Genomic DNA, 19,719 nt, shown 5'->3' on the forward strand with positions numbered 1-19,719 from the left:
ATAGATGGTTTCATAAAAAGACTTGTAACAGTAATCGGGAAGGGCAGTTGCTGGTGGATGAGGTACTTGATTACCTGAATCTGCCCGCTGAGAAACGCAAAAAAGTGCAGCGCTGTCTGATCAACGATCTCAACCCTCAGGCGGTGGATCGGGCCATAAACCGGCTGCGTGAAAATCGCGAATTTATCCCGCTGTGCGTCTCTGCACTGGCCCGTGCTCGTGCAGACTGGCTCTATGGCATCAATATGACTCGCGCCTGGACGCTGCTGGGACGTAACGCGGGATATGACGGCGTGCTGTCGGTTGGCCGGGTGCAGACGCCGGTGCTGGGGCTGGTGGTACGGCGCGATGAAGAGATCGAAAACTTCGTGCCGAAAGATTACTTCGAAGTGAAAGCGAATATATTAACGCCTGACGGCACCCGGTTTATCGCCAGCTGGATCCCCAGCGAAGCCTGTGAGCCCTGGCAGGATGAAGAGGGCCGTCTGCTTAAACGCGCGCTGGCGGATCATGTGGTGGCGCGCATTACCGGCCAGCCCGCGATTGTCAGTGCCTACAGCGATAAGCGCGAAAATGAAGTAGCTCCGCTGCCATTCTCCCTCTCGAGTCTGCAGATTGAGGCCGCTAAACGCTACGGACTCAGTGCACAGACGGTGCTGGATACCTGCCAGCGGCTCTATGAAACCCACAAGCTGATTACCTATCCCCGTTCGGACAGCCGCTATCTGCCTGAAGAGCATTTTGCCGGTCGTCATGCGGTGTTAAAGGCGATACAGGCGCATCAGTCACTGCTGACCCCACCGGCCGATTTCGATGTCGATCGCAGAAACCGCTGCTGGGATGATAAAAAAGTGGATGCCCACCACGCCATTATTCCCACGGCCCGCGCCAGCGCCGTTAAGCTTAGTGAAAACGAACAGAATATTTATGAGCTGGTGGCGCGCCAGTATCTGATGCAGTTCTGCCCGGATTCTGTGTTCCGCAAATGTGTCATCGATCTTGATATCGCGGGCGGAAAATTTGTGGCTAAAGCACGCTTCCTCGCAGAGGCGGGCTGGCGCGCGCTGTTGGGCAGCAAAGAGCGGGATGAAGAGAACGACGGCATGCCGCTGCCGGTGGTGGCGAAAGGGGATGAGCTTCTGTGCGAGCGGGGCGAGGTGCTGTCGAAGCAGACCCAGCCGCCACGGCCGTTTACTGACGCCACCATTCTTTCAGCCATGACCGGTATTGCCCGTTTCGTTCAGGATAAAGAATTAAAGAAAGTGCTGCGTGCGACCGATGGTTTAGGAACGGAAGCCACACGCGCCGGCATTATCGAATTACTGTTTCGTCGTGGCTTCCTGGTGAAGAAGGGACGTTACATCAATTCGACTGATGCTGGACGTGCCTTAATTCACTCTTTACCCGAACTGGCAGCCCGCCCGGATATGACCGCGCAGTGGGAATCAACATTGACGCGTATCAGCGAAAAGGCCTGTCGCTATGATGAGTTCATGCAGCCGCTGGTGCAGACCTTAACCGGAATTATCCAGCAGGCGCGACAGCAGCCTGCGGTGCATGCCTTTCGGGGATTACCGTCCACCGGCCAGAAACGTCCGGTGCGCAAAACCAGACGTAAAGTGAAGGAGACGGAATGAGGCGTTATTCAGTATTACTGGTCGTCGCCCTGACGCTGGCGACCAGCGCAGTGCAGGCCAACAGTCATTATCAGTCGATGCCACCGCAGGGTAATAATGGTGGCAACACCGATGTGGTGGTGGATATTCCGCCAGAAGCCTGGTCGCAGTCTGAGAGACGGCAGCCAGACTGTCTTCGCTGCTGTATCTTCGAGAACCGCAACTACACAGAAGGTGCGGTGGTGAAATCAGAGGGCGTGTTACTGCAATGCACCCGTGATGAACACTCCATTGGCACCAACAACCTTATCTGGAAGATAGTGAAATAGGCGTCGCGTGGCGCTCTGCCACGCGACCGTCACTTAAAAGCGGAAGGTTGACCAGACAGGTGCATGGTCAGAAGGTTTTTCCATGCTCCTGATAGCATAATCAATGCCGGTTTCGATGCAGTGAGATGCCAGGTTTTTGCTTGCCAGCACCAGATCGATACGTAAACCACGATTATCATCAAACCCTTTCGAACGATAATCAAACCACGAGAAACGGTCCGCCACGTCCGGATTCTGCTCACGCCAGGTATCAACCAGTCCCCAGCTCAGCAGGCGATCCATCCACTCGCGCTCTTCCGGCAGGAAAGAGCATTTTCCGGTGCGCAGCCAGCGCTTGCGGCTATCCTCGCCAATACCAATATCCGAATCGGTACTGCTGATATTCATGTCGCCCATAATCAGAACCGGTTTATCGGCAGGCAGATCCTCAGTCAGCAGACGCTGCAGGTCGCGATAGAACTTCTCTTTCGCCGGAAACTTGGTGGGGTGGTCGCGACTTTCGCCCTGCGGGAAATAGCCATTGATTACGGTAATGTCGCCGATCGGGCTGGGGATTTCCGCGATGATAAGGCGGCGCTGGGATTCTTCATCATCACCCGGAAAACCCCGGCTCACTGACACTGGCTCAGCTTTAGTTAGCAACGCCACGCCATAATGGCCTTTCTGACCATGAAAGAAGACGTGATAGCCCAGTTTTGCCACCTCTTCCAGCGGGAACATGTCGTCATGTACCTTGGTTTCCTGCAGACCGATAACATCGGGCTGATGCTCTTCGACAAGCGCCTGAAGCTGATGCGGGCGGGCACGCAAACCATTGATGTTAAATGAAACAAATTTCATGAGATCGACCATTGTTCAGCAAGTGATAGCCGGAGATGGTAGCGATTTTTATGCATAAAGTCATGACAGAACAGGGGATGATTGTGCGAATTAGATAAAGAGGATTTTCTGGCAGAGCAGGAAGCTCAGGTAATGTTTTGGGATGTATGTGATATGCAAAATGGTGGTGGGAGAAGGATTCGAACCTTCGAAGTCTGTGACGGCAGATTTACAGTCTGCTCCCTTTGGCCGCTCGGGAATCCCACCAGGGATATATTGAAGTGGCTTAAGATGATTCAGATTCAGATGGTGGTGGGAGAAGGATTCGAACCTTCGAAGTCTGTGACGGCAGATTTACAGTCTGCTCCCTTTGGCCGCTCGGGAATCCCACCATGGCCTGAATCTTTCTCTCTTAAAGCGGGGCGCATCATACCAAATGCGATAGGGGTGTAAAGCGCCCACTGGCAAAACCATAACTGTTTGCCCACTTTTTACGCGTAGCGCTGAATCTGCAGACAATTCAGCTCACGGGTTGATTAAAGAATAATCGTGCGGTTGCCGTAAACGAACACGCGTTGCCCCAGCACCTTGTAGAGTGCGTTGCTCAGGACATTTTTTTCTACGTCGCGACCGGCGCGCATCATCTCATCAGCGGTGTAGCTGTGATCGACGTTGATCACATCCTGCATGATGATGGGGCCTTCATCGAGATTGTCATTCACATAGTGCGCGGTGGCACCGATGATCTTCACGCCGCGTTCATAAGCCTGATGATAAGGGCGGGCACCGATAAAGGCGGGCAGGAATGAGTGGTGAATATTGATAATCTGGTTCGGATAACGCTGCACAAAAGCCGGTGTCAGAACGCGCATATATTTCGCCAGCACCACGTAGTCGGGCTGATAGCGGTCAATCTCTTCCACCATGCGATTATCATGCTCTTCCCGTGTCAGCCCCTCGTGACTCACCAGCACAAATGGAATGTCGAAACGCTCAACCAGCGAACGTAAAGTGTCATGGTTACCGACGACTGCCGCGATTTCCATATCCAGGCCACCAAACGCGCTCTTCATCAACAGGTCGCCCAGACAGTGCGCTTCTTTGGTGACCAGAATCACCACGCGACGACGACCGGCGCTGTGCAGTTCACGCACTGATCCCTTTGGCAAAGCGCTGTCGAGATCGGCGAGCAGCGTATTATCGTTGAAAATTCCTTCCAGTTCGGTGCGCATGAAAAAACGCCCGGTGCGATGATCAACAAACTCATTGTTCTGCACGATATTGAGTTCGTGCTTGTAACAAATATTGGTGATTTTGGCGATCAGACCTTTTGCATCGGGACAAATGGTTCGTAAAACTTTTCTTTGCATGGTTTGCGCTTGCATCTCAATCGAGTCCTGTCAAAGCTTTAGGAGTAAACCGCTGGGGCAGCTGTCAGCTTAACCACAACATTTTTTGAATTTTTTTCCACTGCCGCACGGGCAGGGATCGTTACGCCCCACGGGCGGTTTTGTACCGTCAACATAGTACCAGCGTTGATCCTCGCGAAGAAAGCGTGAACACTCATGAATAGAGTGAATGTTGGTTTTCTCGCGATATCGCGCAAAAAAAGTGACGAAAGCTTCGTTCTCATGGCTTCCATGATTACAACGGGTTACATTCAGGCTAAGCCAAACGGTATCGGGAAAACTTTCAGATAAAAGCCCTGACAACTCCGGATGACGTTTCTCAGGATGCCAGGTCGCAACCAGATATTCCGCATTTTGCTGAACATAAGCGCAATAGCGGGATCGCATAAGTTGTTCAGCTGTAACAGGAATCTGGTTGCCCTGCAGAAAGGGCTCGCAACATACGCTATACTGCTCTCCGCTACAACATGGGCAGGTTTCTGACACACTATCTCCAGGGATTGATGAGTCGATTTCACAGGCGCGCTATGTTAGCTGACCCCACGTTGTGACGCTACGTATTGACGGCAGGACCAGATACAAATGAGAAAGGTAAAAATTGGATTGGCTCTGGGGTCTGGAGCCGCCAAAGGATGGGCACACATTGGCGTGATCAACGCGCTGGAGCGTGCCGGTATTGAGATCGACGTCGTTGCAGGCTGCTCTGTCGGGGCATTAGTCGGGTCTGCCTATGTCAATAACCGCCTGACGCTGATGCAGAAATGGGTCAGTGCATTTCGCTACTGGGATGTCATTCGCCTGATGGATGTCTCCTGGCAACGTGGCGGACTGTTACGCGGCGAGCGGGTGTTCAGCCATGTCCGTCAACTGATCCCCAATGATGCGATTGAACACTGTAATAAACCTTTTGGTGTGGTGGCCACTAACCTCAGCACCGGCCGTGAACTCTGGCTGACCGAGGGCGATCTGCATCAGGCCGTACGCGCATCGTGCAGTATGCCAGGTTTATTACCGCCGGTGGGCTACAATGGGTATTGGCTGGTGGATGGTGCTGTGGTCAATCCGGTGCCGATTTCGCTGACCCGCGCCCTGGGGGCAGACATTGTTATCGCCGTTGATTTACAGCATGACGCGCATTTAATGCAGCAGGATCTCTTTTCCGTTACGCCTAAGAACAGTGAAGAAGAAGCCGCAGCAGCGGCATTGAGTTGGGGTGGAAAGTTGCGACAGCGCCTGGTGAATTTTACCCAACGCCGTGCGTCTCAGTCGCCTGGTGCGATGGAGATAATGTCTACCTCTATACAGGTTCTGGAAAACCGTCTTAAGCGAAACCGCATGGCAGGCGATCCGCCTGATGTTTTGATTCAGCCGGTCTGTCCGCAGATTTCGACGCTGGACTTTCATCGTGCTGAAGAGGCCATCGAGGCAGGCAGGGTGGCCGTAGAGAAGAAAATGGATGAATTATTACCACTGGTCCGTGGCAGATAATGAAGTTGTTCATTCAAAGCGGTGACTTCGGGCAATTCTGAAAGGCGCAACTGCGTTTTATGAACCACTATTGAAATATCTGGTACGCAGGGGGAAAGAATGGAAAAACCACTACTCGGCAAAAAGATACTCATTGTCGAAGATGAGGCTGTTTTCCGTTCGTTGCTGGACCAATTTTTGTTATCGATGGGTGCTGTGACGTTACAAGCGGAAGATGGTCTGGAAGCAATTGCACAACTACAACAGCATACTGTCGACCTGATTATCTGCGATCTGGAAATGCCCCGCATGAGCGGCATTCAGTTCGTTGAGCACATTCGTACTCGTGGCAACGTCGTGCCGATTTTAATCATTTCGGCCACTGAAAACATGTCTGATATCGCTCACGTACTGCGTCTTGGGGTGCAGGATGTGCTGCTTAAGCCACTGAAAAACTTTGAACGCTTCCGTGAAGCGGTCTATGAGTGCCTCTATCCCTCTATGTTCACCTCGAAAGTGGAAGAGGATGAGCAGTTGTTCCAGGACTGGGATGCGCTGGTTCGCGATCCAAAAGCAGCCGCCAAACTGCTCAAGCAACTCCAGCCACCGGTTCAACAGACGATTGCTAACTGTCGGGTTAACTACCGTCAGTTGACGATGGCGGAGCAGCCTGGGCTGGTGCTGGATATTGCGGCGCTCTCAGATAAAGATCTGGCATTTTACTGTCTGGATGTGACGCGTGCCGGTGACAACGGAGTACTGGCGGCTCTCCTGCTGCGGGCGCTGTTCAATGGCCTGCTACAGGAACAACTGACCGGGCAAAAACAGCGTTTGCCTGAGCTTAACGGACTGCTCAGGCAGGTCAATTTGCTGCTGCGTCAGGCGAACCTGAGCGGTCAGTTCCCGTTGCTGGTGGGTTATTATCACCGAGGTTTAAAAAACTTAATCCTGGTTTCGGCCGGATTAAACGCCACCCTCCATGTTCATGCCCATCAGATTCAACTCAGTAATGGCGTCCCCCTTGGCACTATGGGCAGCACCCATCTTAACCAGATCAGTCAGCGCGCAGAGAGCTGGCAATGCCACGTCTGGGGCGCGGGCGGGCGCATCCGGCTGATGCTTTCGACGGAAGAATAAGCCGTAATAACACACGAATTCTGGCGCTGAAGACAGGGCCAGAGTTTAGCTTTACAGTTGGGTAATAGTCTTAATTTCGACGGTTTGGTCCCTTCCAGGATAAATCCGTTCGATACTAACTGATATACTCATTTCCGAATTTAAACCGACATATCAAGTATTAACTTGAACGGCCTATAAGAGAGGTATCTTAATGTCTGCCAATAATACCAAAGTAAAAAAAGCGGTAATCCCGGTAGCGGGTTTGGGTACGCGTATGCTCCCAGCTACCAAAGCGATTCCAAAAGAGATGTTACCGCTGGTTGATAAGCCGTTAATCCAGTATGTCGTTAACGAGTGTATCGCTGCTGGCATCAACGAAATTGTGCTGGTAACGCATTCATCAAAAAATGCCATCGAAAACCACTTTGATACCAGCTTCGAACTGGAATCAATGCTGGAAAAACGCGTTAAGCGTCAGCTGCTGGACGAAATCCAGTCGATCTGCCCGCCACACGTCACCATCATGCAGGTCCGTCAGGGTATCGCTAAAGGTCTGGGTCACGCAGTGATGTGTGCACACCCACTGATCGGTGATGAGCCATTTGCCGTCATCCTGCCAGACGTCATCATCGACGAATATGAATCTAACCCAACCAAAGATAACCTGGCTGAAATGCTGAGCCGTTATGAAGAGTCTGGCCGCAGCCAGATCATGGTTGAGCCGGTTGCTGATGTTACTGCTTACGGTGTTGTCGATTGTCAGGGCGCAGAACTAAACCCAGGCGATAGCGCACCAATGGTCGGTGTGGTTGAGAAGCCTAAAGCGTCAGAATCACCATCAAACCTGGCGGTAGTGGGTCGTTATGTTCTCTCTTCAGACATCTGGCCACTGCTGGCGAAAACTCCTCCAGGTGCAGGCGGCGAAGTTCAGCTGACTGACTCCATCGCGATGCTGATGGAAAAAGAGACTGTTGAAGCTTATCACCTGAAAGGCGTGAGCCATGACTGTGGTAACAAGCTCGGCTACATGCAGGCTTTCGTTGAGTACGGTGTTCGTCATCCGGTGTTGGGCAAAGATTTTTCTGAATGGCTCGACGGCGCAGTTGGCAACAAAAAGTAATTCATAAACACAGGATAACTCGATGAAAGTCACTGTATTTGGTATCGGCTATGTCGGTCTGGTTCAGGCTGCGGTGTTAGCCGAAGTCGGACATGACGTTCTCTGCATTGATGTCGACGCAAATAAAGTCGAAAATCTGAAAAAAGGCATCATTCCTATTTTCGAACCAGGTTTAACGCCGCTGGTAATGTCCAATTACGAAGCGGGTCGTCTGAAGTTCAGCACTGATGCTGAGCTGGGCGTAAACCATGGTGTTATGCAGTTTATTGCCGTCGGTACTCCACCTGATGAAGACGGCTCTGCCGATCTGAAATATGTGACCGCCGTAGCGCGCACCATTGCGCAGCATATGAACGATCACAAAGTGGTTATCGACAAATCAACCGTTCCGGTTGGCACAGCAGACAAAGTTCGTGCAGTAATGACGGAAGCGCTGAAAGCGCGTGATGCCAATATCACTTTCGATGTGGTTTCAAACCCTGAATTCCTGAAAGAGGGTGCTGCAGTTAATGACTGTATGCGTCCAGAGCGTATTGTTGTCGGTACCGACAACGACGACGTGGTAGAACTGTTACGTGAGCTCTATGAGCCGTTTAACCGTAACCACGATCGCATGATCATGATGGATATCCGCAGCGCAGAGCTGACCAAATATGCAGCTAACTGCATGCTGGCAACCAAAATCAGCTTTATGAACGAGATGTCTAACCTGGCTGAACGTTTAGGCGCGGATATTGAGAAAGTACGCCAGGGTATCGGTTCTGATCCCCGCATTGGCTATCACTTTATCTATCCTGGTTGTGGCTACGGCGGCTCCTGCTTCCCGAAAGATGTGCAGGCGCTAATCCGTACCGCTGAGTCCATTGGCTATCAGCCACGTCTGTTGCAGGCCGTGGAAGATGTGAATGACAACCAGAAAAACAAGCTGCCTACCTTCATCAAGCGTCATTTTGGTGACGATCTGAAAGGTAAAACGTTTGCACTCTGGGGCCTGTCATTCAAGCCCAATACAGACGACATGCGTGAAGCCTCCAGCCGTGTGCTGATGGAAACGCTGTGGGAAGCAGGCGCTTCTGTTCAGGCGTTTGACCCGGAAGCAATGGATGAAGCGCAGCGCATCTATGGTCACCGCAGCGATCTTAAGCTGATGGGTACCAAAGAAGCGGCACTGCAGGGCGCTGACGGTCTGGTTATCTGTACGGAGTGGCAAAACTTCCGTGCACCTGACTTTGACATCATCAAAAATGCGCTGAAAGAAGCCGTGATTTTTGATGGTCGTAACCTGTATGATCCAGAGCGTATCAGCAAACGCGGTTTCGTTTATTATGCAATCGGCCGCGGAGCGTCTATTCAAACTGCATAATTAACGAGGGATTTATGAACTTTCTGGTCACCGGCGCCGCAGGCTTTATTGGTTTTCATGTCAGTCAGCGTCTGCTGGCCGCCGGTCACCAGGTTGTCGGTATCGACAACCTGAATGATTATTACGACGTAAATCTCAAGCATGCCCGTCTCAATTTAATTAAAGCCGATCCGGGTTTTACTTTTATTGAGATGGATCTGGCGGACCGTGACGCAATGGCGTCACTGTTCGACCAGAACACGTTCCAGCGCGTTATTCACCTTGGTGCTCAAGCTGGCGTCCGGTACTCCATTGAAAATCCTCATGCTTATGCAGACTCCAATCTGATCGGTCATCTCAATATTCTTGAAGGCTGCCGTCATCATAAAATTGAACATCTGCTCTATGCGTCATCCAGTTCCGTTTATGGTTTGAATCGTAAGATGCCGTTCTCAACCGAAGATAGCGTTGATCATCCGGTTTCTTTATATGCGGCGACGAAAAAAGCGAATGAGTTAATGTCCCACACTTACTCGCATCTCTATCAGTTGCCGACAACCGGATTACGCTTCTTCACCGTCTATGGTCCGTGGGGCCGTCCTGATATGGCATTATTCAAATTCACCCGCGCAATGATTGCTGGTGAAGCGATTGATGTTTATAACCAGGGCCAGATGAAACGCGACTTTACCTATATTGATGATATTGCCGAAGCGATTGTTCGTCTGCAGGATGTTATTCCGCAGCAGGATGATCAGTGGACGGTTGAAACCGGTTCACCTGCAACCAGTTCAGCGCCTTATCGTGTTTATAATATTGGTAACAGTCAGCCGGTTACGTTGATGAACTATATCGAAGCGATAGAGAAAGCTCTGGGGATTACTGCGAAGAAAAACCTGATGTCGATGCAACCCGGTGATGTACTGGAAACCAGTGCTGATACCGAAGCTCTGTTTAAGGCTATTGGTTTTAAACCGCAGACGGGCGTCGAAGAGGGTGTTAAAAACTTCGTTGACTGGTACCGCGATTTTTATCGCGTCTGAATAAAAAAAAGGAAGCTTCGGCTTCCTTTTTTGTTGCGCAGCATACTGCCACTAAAGCAGCGAAGTTGCAGGCTATTACAGTAAAAAATCGTCCAGCTTTTTACCCTGTTCTTCCAGCGCTTTTTTAATCACAGCCGGTGTACGACCCTGACCAGTCCAGGTTCTGGACTCGCCTTTTTCATCGGTATAACCATATTTAGCCGGGCGTACTGAGCGTTTGCCTTTTGCCGCAGCTCGGGGAGTGACATTCAGCGTGTTAATCAGTTCATTCGGGTCGATTCCATCGGCCAGCAGCATTTCACGATACTGATTGAGCTTACGCGTGCGTTCTTCATTTTCTGCCTGAAAATGCGACTCTTCTTCGCGGCGTTCTTTTACCACCACGTCCAGTTTTTCCAGCATCTCTTCCAGTGTCTCTACGGAATACTCTCTGGCCTGGGCGCGCAGCGTACGGATATTATTAAGAACTTTTAGTGCTTCGCTCATTGTCCTGGTCTCTGAATAAGGGGAAAAGTTGTGTTGCACGCTAATAGTAGTGGTGACGTTAAATAACTTCAATCATAAAAAATTTCTGAGAACTAATTACTTTGGTGACTAAAAATAATGCTGGCTAAAAAAATCAGAGTTATGCGGAATAAAAAATATTTTCGTTTAGTCTGTTATGAAATAAATTTAATGTATTCGCGACGGTAACAAAAATGTCATTCCTTTTTTTGCGAGTAAAATAAGCAAAACTTATTCCCTCAGGTTACGAACATAACAGGCTTCTGGAACTGCGTGTGAAGGTATAAAAGGGTTGTCGTTGCGCTTTATTTACCCATCAACCGCAACGTATTGCTGACGCTTTGTGTTAATATGCGCGCCATTCTGCTCAGTCCCGATGAAGATACGCTCCTATGGCCCAACTCTATTTCTATTACTCTGCGATGAATGCAGGGAAATCGACCGCATTGCTGCAATCCTCCTATAACTATCAGGAGCGCGGCATGCGTTCACTGGTCTACACCGCTGAAATCGATAATCGCTTTGGTGCCGGGCAGGTGAGTTCCCGCATCGGACTTTCATCGCCTGCCATGCTCTACAATGCAGAGACTTCGCTCTACAGCGATATTGCCCGTGAACATGCCGCGCAGCCGATTCACTGCGTGCTGGTCGATGAGAGTCAGTTCCTCACGCGAGAGCAGGTTAAAGCGCTCTCTGATGTTGTCGATGACCTCGATATTCCGGTGCTCTGCTACGGCCTGCGTACCGATTTTCGCGGAGAACTGTTTGTGGGCAGTCAGTATCTGCTGGCATGGGCAGATAAGCTGGTTGAACTTAAAACCATCTGTCACTGTGGCCGCAAGGCCAGCATGGTGCTGCGACTGGATAGTGAAGGTAAACCGTTCAGTGAGGGTGAGCAGGTGGTGATTGGCGGTAATGAAAGCTATATCTCCGTCTGCCGCAAGCATTATAAACAGGCGATAGAGCAGGGGTCGTTGCAGGCGATTCATGGCGCGCAGACGCCGCTGAATTAATCGCGCGGTTCAGGCAATAAAAAACCCGCCGAGGCGGGTTTTTGCTATCAGACAATCAAAACATGACTGTCAGACTTTTTTGGCTTTCTTATCCAGTTTAATGCCTTTTACCGGCTGCTCAGCCACGGCTTCGGCTACGCTGGAAAACGGTTCGACAAATTCACGACCGTAAAAGGTATCGAGCATAATCTGTTTCAGCTCAGCAATCAGCGGATAACGTGGGTTTGCGCCGGTACACTGGTCATCAAACGCATCATCAGCGAGTTTGTCGACTTTCGCCAGGAAGTCCGCTTCCTGAACACCGGCTTCACGGATTGAGGTCGGGATACCCAGTTCAGTTTTGATCTCATCCAGCCAGGCCAGCAGCTTCTCAATTTTCTGCGCAGTGCGGTCGCCAGGAGCGCTCAGACCTAAGTGGTCAGCAATCTCGGCGTAACGACGGCGCGCCTGCGGACGATCGTACTGGCTGAAAGCGGTCTGTTTAGTCGGATTGTCGTTCGCGTTGTAGCGAATGACATTAGAGATTAACAGGGCGTTGGCCAGACCGTGCGGGATATGGAACTCTGAGCCCAGTTTGTGCGCCATTGAGTGACAGACCCCAAGGAAGGCGTTGGCAAACGCAATACCGGCGATAGTGGCGGCATTGTGTACGCGCTCGCGCGCCACCGGATTTTTAGCGCCTTCGGCATAGCTGGCGGGCAGATTCTCTTTCAGCAGTTTCAGTGCCTGCAGCGCCTGTCCATCAGAGTATTCATTCGCCAGCACAGAGACATAGGCTTCCAGTGCGTGGGTAACGGCATCCAGACCGCCAAAGGCGCAGAGTGAGCGCGGCATATCCATCACCAGGTTGGCATCCACAATCGCCATATCCGGAGTTAACGCATAGTCAGCGAGTGGATATTTCTGGCCTGTTGCATCATCGGTAACCACGGCAAAGGGTGTGACTTCTGAACCGGTACCGGACGTGGTGGTGATAGCTACCATGCGTGCTTTGACGCCCATTTTCGGGAACTTGTAGATACGTTTACGGATATCCATGAAACGTAACGCCAGTTCTTCGAAGTGGGTTTCCGGATGTTCATACATCACCCACATGATTTTCGCAGCATCCATTGGGGAACCGCCGCCCAGTGCGATGATGACATCAGGCTTGAAGCTGTTCATCTGCTCTGCACCTTTACGTACGATGCTCAGCGTCGGGTCAGCTTCCACTTCAAAGAACACTTCTGTTTCGATGCCGTGTGATTTAAGTACGCGGGTCACCTGGTCGGCATAGCCGTTATTGAACAGGAAGCGGTCAGTAACGATAAAAGCACGTTTCGCACCGTCCGTTGCCACTTCTTCCAGCGCAATTGGCAGTGAACCCCGGCGGAAGTAGATGGATTTAGGAAGTTTATGCCACAACATATTCTCAGCTCGCTTGGCGACAGTTTTGGTATTGATCAGGTGTTTTGGACCGACGTTCTCTGAAATAGAGTTACCGCCCCATGAACCACAACCCAGCGTCAGAGAGGGTGCCAGTTTGAAGTTGTAGAGGTCACCGATACCACCCTGAGAAGCTGGGGTATTGATCAGAATACGCGCGGTTTTCATTTTGTCGCCGAAGTAGTGAACGCGTTCAGTCTGGTTATCCTGGTCGGTATACAGACATGAGGTGTGTCCGATACCGCCCATGGCGACCAGTTTTTCGGCTTTATCAACCGCATCCTGGAAATCTTTCGCACGATACATCGCAAGTGTAGGTGAGAGTTTTTCATGGGCGAACGGCTCAGACTCATCCACCAGTTTTACTTCACCAATCAGAATCTTCGTGCTCGGTGGCACACTGATACCGGCCATCTCTGCAATTTTGAATGCTGGCTGACCGACGATAGCTGCGTTCAGACCGCCATTCTTCAGAATGATATTCTGGACCGCACTCAGTTCAGCACCCTGCAACAGGTAACCGCCATGGCTGGCGAAACGTTCGCGTACAGCGTCATAGACCGAATCAACCACAATCACGGATTGTTCAGAGGCGCAGATCACACCGTTATCAAAGGTTTTCGACATCAGAATCGACGCAACGGCACGTTTCAGGTCGGCAGTTTCATCAATCACTACCGGCGTGTTACCGGCACCCACACCAATCGCCGGTTTACCGGAGCTGTAAGCCGCTTTCACCATGCCCGGACCGCCGGTGGCGAGAATCAGATTGATGTCGGGGTGATGCATCAGCTGGTTTGACAGCTCCACAGAAGGGGCATCGATCCAGCCGATAATATCTTTTGGCGCACCGGCGGCAATCGCAGCCTGCAGAACAATGTCAGCCGCTTTGTTTGTCGCATCTTTGGCGCGTGGGTGTGGTGAGAAAATGATACCGTTACGGGTTTTAAGACTGATTAGTGCTTTGAAGATAGCGGTTGAAGTCGGGTTGGTGGTCGGGACGATGCCGCAAATCAGGCCAATCGGCTCGGCGATGGTAATGGTACCGAAAGTATCGTCAGTGGCTAACACACCACAGGTCTTTTCATCTTTATAGGCGTTATAGATATATTCTGAAGCAAAATGGTTTTTGATCACTTTGTCTTCGACGATGCCCATACCGGATTCGGCAACGGCCATCTTGGCAAGCGGGATACGGGCATCTGCGGCGGCGAGGGCAGCAGCACGGAAGATGGCGTCGACTTGTTGTTGAGAAAAGTTGGCATATTCACGCTGGGCTTTTTTTACACGTTCAACCAGTGCATTGAGTTCAGCGATATTGGTTACGGCCATGGTGTTCTCCTGAAGGAAGTTAAACTTTTTTAGTAAACAATCCTGCGTCCTGAGTATAGTCACGTTGCAATAACGCGTTTGCCCTGGGAAGAACGCCCGGATTTTCAACTGTTTACTGAACTAGTCTTCTATTGTCAGCAGCCAGAATTACTTTGCTGCCGCTAATACTTCCGTTACGAAAAGATTACCTGGTTTGGGGTAGGGCAATTTTGATTCAGATCAATTTAACCGTAAGCTGACACCTTTCAGCCCCGTTTATAGTTCGTCGATTATCAAATCCGTTTACGCTTAGTGAGAACGGGTCTTGCAGCGGCTAAATCCAGTCACTTTTTAATCTCTGGCGTAAACCGCTAAAGCGACGGTAAATCATCAGGATAAATAGCTGGGCCAGCATCTGGCGTCTGAGTCTGTTTTCACATACATTAGGCGCGTTTTCCCCCTGTGGTACGGAGTAAAGTCGTGAACCCTGCGCTATTAGATTTATCAGGCTATATAAAATTTTTTGTCGGGCTGTTTGCGCTGGTCAATCCGGTGGGAATTATTCCGGTGTTCATTAGCATGACCCGTTATCAGGGCGTGGCTGAGCGTAACAAAACCAACCTCACTGCCAATCTGGCGGTCGCGATTATTCTCTGGACGTCACTTTTTCTCGGCGATGCGATTCTGCATGTGTTTGGCATCTCGATTGACTCTTTCCGCATAGCGGGCGGGATTCTGGTTGTCACCATTGCGATGTCGATGATCAGCGGCAAGCTGGGTGAGGATAAGCAGAATAAGCAGGAAAAATCAGAAACAGCGATTCGTGAAAGCGTAGGGGTTGTGCCGCTGGCGTTGCCCCTGATGGCTGGGCCGGGCGCCATCAGCTCGACCATCGTCTGGAGTACTCGCTACAACAGCTGGCTAAACCTGCTGGGCTTTACTCTGGCGATTGCCCTCTTTGCGTTCTGTTGCTGGCTGCTGTTCCGGGCGGCGCCGTTGATGGTGCGTATTCTGGGTCAGACCGGGATCAATGTTATCACCCGCATCATGGGACTGTTACTCATGGCGCTGGGTATTGAGTTTGTGGTCACTGGAATGAAGTCCATTTTTCCTGGACTGCTTAATTAGAAGCTCACTTATTTCAGGCAGTGAAGTGAGTGCGTGAGTCGTAATGGTGCAACCGGGCCTTTTCCTGCACCATTACGATGCAATTATTCGTAATGCTTAACAGAAACATTCGATTATAAATTTCATTACTGCGTGCTGGCTCACAGAATTTTTTCCGCTAAATAATGTCACTATTTTCACACGATATTCTCCTATTCATTTTTCAGTCTGCCTCATAATCTGCCAGATTAAGGTTGGTGGTCTGAATTTCATCGCGTTCCAGCCAGTTTCCCCAATATAAATGCCAAAAGAGGCATGATTTTTCGCCACATGCCGCACTGAAAAAGGGTTTCCCGCTAAATCGCCTATTTTTCATATTGATATGATATTTTCAGGACGAAAATTAACACTTCCGCTGCCAGACATCTCATGATAAAAGAGAATTAGTTAACATTTTCGTTATTTTGCTTTGGCGCCCCTTTACTGCTTCTGATAATTTTTGGCCCAACGTGATTTTTTTTCTCCTAAAGCCCAAAGTGAGAACGCTTTTTGCTTAAGCCTATCGGGATACTTAAATAAGGTTGGCGTTTCGGATGATTGGGATAAAGAATTTACAGCAACAGCGGTCAACACTCGCAGGTGTTCTGTTCATGGCTTTTTCGCCGGCTTATGCCGCCACCGTTCCGCCGGGAACGACACTGGCCGCACAACAGCAGATCGTGATTAATAACGGAAGTGAAGTCTCCTCGCTGGATCCGCATAAAACTGAAGGCGTGCCGGAATCCAATGTTATTCACAACCTGCTGGATGGCCTGGTTAACACCGACAACAGCGGTCAGGTCGTGCCTGGGGTCGCTAAAAGCTGGGAAAATCCGCAACCCACCGTCTGGATTTTTAATCTGCGTGATGATGCGAAGTGGAGCAATGGTGAGCCGGTGACAGCCGCTGATTTCGTTTATAGCTGGCGTCGGCTGGTGGACCCGAAAACCGCATCGCCATACTCGAGCTATCCGCAGGCCGCCCATTTTGCCAATATCGATGCCATCCTTGCCGGTAAAGCATCACCCGATCAACTGGGCGTAAAAGCGCTGGATGCTCATCGGCTGCAGATTACCCTGAGCGAACCGGTGCCTTACCTGGTGGCGATGTTAGCGCATACGGCGATGAAACCGGTTTATGCACCAGCTATTAAGCAGTGGGGCGACGCCTGGACCCGTCCCGGTCACTACATCGGTAATGGCGCTTATACACTGGGCGACTGGGTGGTGAATGAAAAAATCGTCGTGAAGCGCAATCCTCAATACTGGGATAATGCACATACAGTCATTGAGCAGGGGACCTTCCTGCCGATTGCTTCTGAAAACAGTGATATCAACCGTTACCGCAGCGGCGGCACAGACATCACCAACAGTGCGGTGCCGCCGGAGATGTTTGGCAAGCTGCGCAAAGAGCTGGGCGATGAAGTGAAGGTTAGCCCGCTGCTTTGCACCTTCTACTATGAAATTAACAACAAAAAAGCACCGTTCACCGATGCCCGGGTGCGTGCCGCGCTGAAAATGACCCTCGATCGCGAGGTGATTGCCAATAAGATCATGGCCCAGGGGCAGATTCCGGCTTTCAGCCTGACACCGCCTTTCACCGCTGGCATAAAACTCACGCCGCCCGTCTGGTTCACCTGGACGCAGGCGCAACGTAATGAAGCCGCTAAGAAGCTGTTGGCCGAGGCCGGTTTTGATGCCGCCCATCCGCTGACCTTTACGTTGCTCTATAACACCTCTGATCAGAACAAACGACAGGCGATTGCGGCCGCATCGATGTGGCAAAAAAACCTGGGTGCGAAAGTGACGCTGCAGAATCAGGAGTGGAAAACCATGCTGGAGACACGTCATCAGGCGCAGTATGACGTGGTCCGTGCTACCTGGTGTGCTGATTACAATGAGCCCTCTACTTTCCTGAACATGCTGATCAGCAACGCTTCAATTAACACCGCGTTTTACAGCAGCGCGACCTTTGATCGTCTGATGGCAGAGACGCTGACGGCGGGTAGCGAGGCGCAGCGCGCCGGGCTGTATCAGCAGGCTGAAACACAACTCGACAAAGACTCACCAATTGTGCCAGTTTACTACCGCGTAAGTGTGCGCCTGGTAAAGCCCTGGGTTGGCGGCTTTACGGGCAAAGACCCGCAGGACATGACAGACCTGAAGTACTATTTCATCAAAAAACACTGATCTGATCGCCTGTTCGGCGAGACAGACGGATAGCGCATCAGCGTACAGACCCTTTTGGGTCAATCTCCCTGGTTACAGGCCAGGGAGCCTGGAGACGGGGGACACCGGGGCAGGACAGCGCCGCGGTGACGATAATAAAACTGGAGTGTAATAATGAACAACATCACGAAAAAAAGCCTGATTGCAGCGGGCGTGTTCGCCGCAGTAAGTACCCTGGCAGGGAATGCGGCATTCGCGGCAACCGTGCCTGCGGGCGTTGAGCTGGCCGCAAAACAGGAGCTGATTCGCGGTAATGGCGATGAAGTCCAGTCGCTCGACCCGCACAAAATTGAAGGCGTGCCTGAAGACAACGTGGCGCGCGATCTTTATGAAGGTCTGCTGGTCAATGACAGCAACGGTAAACCCATCCCGGCCGTAGCGGAAAGTTACGAAAACAAAGATTTCAAAGTGTGGACTTTCCACTTACGTAAAAATGCCAAATGGTCCAATGGTGAGCCGGTTACCGCGCAGGACTTCGTTTACAGCTGGGAGCGTCTGGTCGATCCTAAAACTGCTTCACCGTACGCCAGCTATCCGCAGTATGGTCATATCCTGAACGTCGATGACATCATCGCCGGGAAAAAACCGATTACCGATCTGGGCGTAAAAGCCCTGGACGATCACACACTGGAAGTCACGCTGAGTGAGCCTGTTCCCTACTTTGATAAACTGTTGATCAACTCCGTCATGTCACCGGTTTACAAGCCGGCGATTGAGAAGTTTGGCGATCAGTGGACGCAGCCCCAGAACTGGGTCGGCAACGGCGCCTTTAAACTGGACGCGCACGTCATCAACGAGCGTATTACTCTGGTGCGTAACCCGAACTACTGGGACAACGAACACACTGTGCTGAACAAAGTCACCTTCCTGCCAATCAGTTCTGAAGTCAGTGACGTTAACCGTTACTTCTCTGAGAACGGCAGCGACATGACCTATAACAATCTGCCAATTGAGCTGTTCAAGAAGCTGCAGCGTGACAACGGTAAAGAGCTGCACGTTGATCCTTATCTCTGCACCTACTACTACGAAATCAACAATCAGAAAGCACCATTTACCGATCCTCGCGTGCGCGCAGCCCTGAAGCTGGGTCTGGATCGTGACATCATGGTGAACAAAGTACTGGCGCAGGGGCAAAAGCCGGCATACAGCTACACGCCACCATCAACCGATGGCATGGACATTCTGCCGCCAGACTGGTTCAAATGGTCACAGGACAAACGTAATGCCGAAGCGAAAAAGCTGCTGGCTGAAGCTGGCTACACCGCCGATAAACCGCTGACCTTTAACCTGCTCTATAACACCTCCGATCTGCACAAGAAGCTGGCGATTGCTGCCTCGTCGATCTGGAAGAAAAACATCGGCGTGAACATCAAGCTGGAAAACCAGGAATGGAAAACCTTCCTGGATACCCGTCATCAGGGTAACTACGATGTGTCCCGTGCGGCCTGGTGTGCGGACTACAACGAACCGACGTCCTTCCTGAACACGATGTTGTCTAACAGCAGCAGTAACACCTCGCACTATAAGAGCGATGCGTTTGACAAAGTGATTCGCGACGCGATTAAGGCTCCGGATGCTAAAGCGCGCGCTGCGGATTATCAGCAGGCCGAGCAGATTATGGATAAAGACAGCACCATCGTACCGGTTTACTACTATGTGAATACGCGTCTGGTGAAACCGTATGTCGGTGGTTATACCGGTAAAGATCCCCTGGATAAAACGCTGGATAAAGACTTCTACATTATCAAACACTAATAGCATTCAGGCTATCAGCAGTGGCGGCGCGTCTCGCGCCGCTTTTTACTTTTTTATATGTTGTGATGCAACA

General features: G+C 51.0%; 15 protein-coding genes, 2 tRNA genes and 1 pseudogene. 11 read left to right on the forward strand and 7 right to left on the reverse strand.

The genetic code is table 11. The features are described from left to right. Positions 1-32: 32 nt before the first annotated feature. A pseudogene (locus HZZ01_RS04015) lies at positions 33-1,637 on the forward strand (DNA topoisomerase III); the annotation flags it as partial. Next, a complete protein-coding gene (locus tag HZZ01_RS04020; RefSeq protein WP_179895599.1) occupies positions 1,634-1,945 on the forward strand; it encodes a DUF1496 domain-containing protein in 312 nt (103 codons plus the stop codon). The pseudogene HZZ01_RS04015 and the gene HZZ01_RS04020, both read left to right, overlap by 4 nt. Positions 1,946-1,978: 33 nt before the next feature. Here HZZ01_RS04020 and xthA read toward each other — a convergent pair whose 3' ends face one another. From xthA to HZZ01_RS04045, 5 genes are all read right to left on the reverse strand, one after another. Continuing rightward, on the reverse strand, positions 1,979-2,785 hold the full coding sequence (gene xthA / locus HZZ01_RS04025) for an exodeoxyribonuclease III (protein ID WP_179895600.1): 807 nt from the start codon (positions 2,783-2,785) through the stop codon (positions 1,979-1,981). Between the two features lie 161 nt (positions 2,786-2,946). Next, positions 2,947-3,031: transfer RNA gene (locus HZZ01_RS04030), tRNA-Tyr, on the reverse strand. A 40-nt stretch (positions 3,032-3,071) separates the two neighbouring features. Continuing rightward, positions 3,072-3,156, reverse strand: a tRNA-Tyr gene (locus HZZ01_RS04035). Between the two features lie 144 nt (positions 3,157-3,300). After that, positions 3,301-4,149 (reverse strand): formyltetrahydrofolate deformylase, encoded by an 849-nt coding sequence (purU, locus tag HZZ01_RS04040; protein ID WP_179895601.1) that lies wholly within the window; start codon positions 4,147-4,149, stop codon positions 3,301-3,303. Positions 4,150-4,203: 54 nt separating this feature from the next. Then, positions 4,204-4,659: a YchJ family protein gene (locus tag HZZ01_RS04045; RefSeq protein WP_179895602.1), complete on the reverse strand. Its 456-nt coding sequence runs from the start codon at positions 4,657-4,659 to the stop codon at positions 4,204-4,206. A gap of 96 nt (positions 4,660-4,755) precedes the next feature. Here HZZ01_RS04045 and rssA point away from each other — a divergent pair, with 96 nt between their 5' ends. The 5 genes from rssA (at position 4,756) to HZZ01_RS04070 (ending at position 10,264) form a co-directional block, all read left to right on the forward strand. Continuing rightward, positions 4,756-5,661 carry a patatin-like phospholipase RssA gene (gene rssA, locus HZZ01_RS04050; RefSeq protein ID WP_179895603.1) on the forward strand — a complete coding sequence of 302 codons (906 nt, stop codon included), beginning with the start codon at positions 4,756-4,758 and terminating at the stop codon, positions 5,659-5,661. Between the two features lie 99 nt (positions 5,662-5,760). Beyond that, positions 5,761-6,777 carry a two-component system response regulator RssB gene (gene rssB, locus HZZ01_RS04055; RefSeq protein WP_179895604.1) on the forward strand — a complete coding sequence of 339 codons (1,017 nt, stop codon included), beginning with the start codon at positions 5,761-5,763 and terminating at the stop codon, positions 6,775-6,777. 193 nt (positions 6,778-6,970) lie between these two features. Then, positions 6,971-7,879, forward strand: a complete 909-nt coding sequence (gene galU / locus HZZ01_RS04060; protein ID WP_013358052.1) for a UTP--glucose-1-phosphate uridylyltransferase GalU — start codon at positions 6,971-6,973, stop codon at positions 7,877-7,879. Between the two features lie 22 nt (positions 7,880-7,901). Further along, positions 7,902-9,242 carry a UDP-glucose/GDP-mannose dehydrogenase family protein gene (locus HZZ01_RS04065; protein WP_090960487.1) on the forward strand — a complete coding sequence of 447 codons (1,341 nt, stop codon included), beginning with the start codon at positions 7,902-7,904 and terminating at the stop codon, positions 9,240-9,242. 14 nt (positions 9,243-9,256) lie between these two features. Then, the gene (locus tag HZZ01_RS04070; protein WP_179895605.1) at positions 9,257-10,264 is read left to right on the forward strand and encodes an NAD-dependent epimerase; all 1,008 of its coding nucleotides are present in this window, start codon (positions 9,257-9,259) and stop codon (positions 10,262-10,264) included. Positions 10,265-10,339: 75 nt separating this feature from the next. Here HZZ01_RS04070 and hns read toward each other — a convergent pair whose 3' ends face one another. Further along, a complete protein-coding gene (hns, locus tag HZZ01_RS04075; protein WP_179895606.1) occupies positions 10,340-10,750 on the reverse strand; it encodes a histone-like nucleoid-structuring protein H-NS in 411 nt (136 codons plus the stop codon). Between the two features lie 410 nt (positions 10,751-11,160). Here hns and tdk point away from each other — a divergent pair, with 410 nt between their 5' ends. Next, complete coding sequence (gene tdk, locus HZZ01_RS04080) at positions 11,161-11,781, forward strand: thymidine kinase (RefSeq protein WP_179895607.1); 621 nt, start codon at positions 11,161-11,163, stop codon at positions 11,779-11,781. Between the two features lie 69 nt (positions 11,782-11,850). Here tdk and adhE read toward each other — a convergent pair whose 3' ends face one another. Next, positions 11,851-14,538 (reverse strand): bifunctional acetaldehyde-CoA/alcohol dehydrogenase, encoded by a 2,688-nt coding sequence (adhE, locus tag HZZ01_RS04085; protein WP_179895608.1) that lies wholly within the window; start codon positions 14,536-14,538, stop codon positions 11,851-11,853. Between the two features lie 459 nt (positions 14,539-14,997). Here adhE and HZZ01_RS04090 point away from each other — a divergent pair, with 459 nt between their 5' ends. The 3 genes from HZZ01_RS04090 to oppA all read left to right on the forward strand — a co-directional run bounded on the left by HZZ01_RS04090 (position 14,998) and on the right by oppA (position 19,646). Beyond that, a complete protein-coding gene (locus HZZ01_RS04090) occupies positions 14,998-15,645 on the forward strand; it encodes a YchE family NAAT transporter (protein ID WP_179895609.1) in 648 nt (215 codons plus the stop codon). 629 nt (positions 15,646-16,274) lie between these two features. Then, positions 16,275-17,852, forward strand: coding sequence for an ABC transporter substrate-binding protein (locus HZZ01_RS04095; RefSeq protein WP_255434105.1), 1,578 nt, complete (start codon positions 16,275-16,277; stop codon positions 17,850-17,852). 153 nt (positions 17,853-18,005) lie between these two features. Further along, on the forward strand, positions 18,006-19,646 hold the full coding sequence (oppA, locus tag HZZ01_RS04100; RefSeq protein ID WP_179895611.1) for an oligopeptide ABC transporter substrate-binding protein OppA: 1,641 nt from the start codon (positions 18,006-18,008) through the stop codon (positions 19,644-19,646). Positions 19,647-19,719: the final 73 nt, after the last annotated feature.

The sequence above is a fragment of the Pantoea sp. WMus005 genome (assembly GCF_013415305.1).
In the GTDB taxonomy this organism is placed as follows: Bacteria; Pseudomonadota; Gammaproteobacteria; order Enterobacterales; family Enterobacteriaceae; genus Pantoea; species Pantoea rara.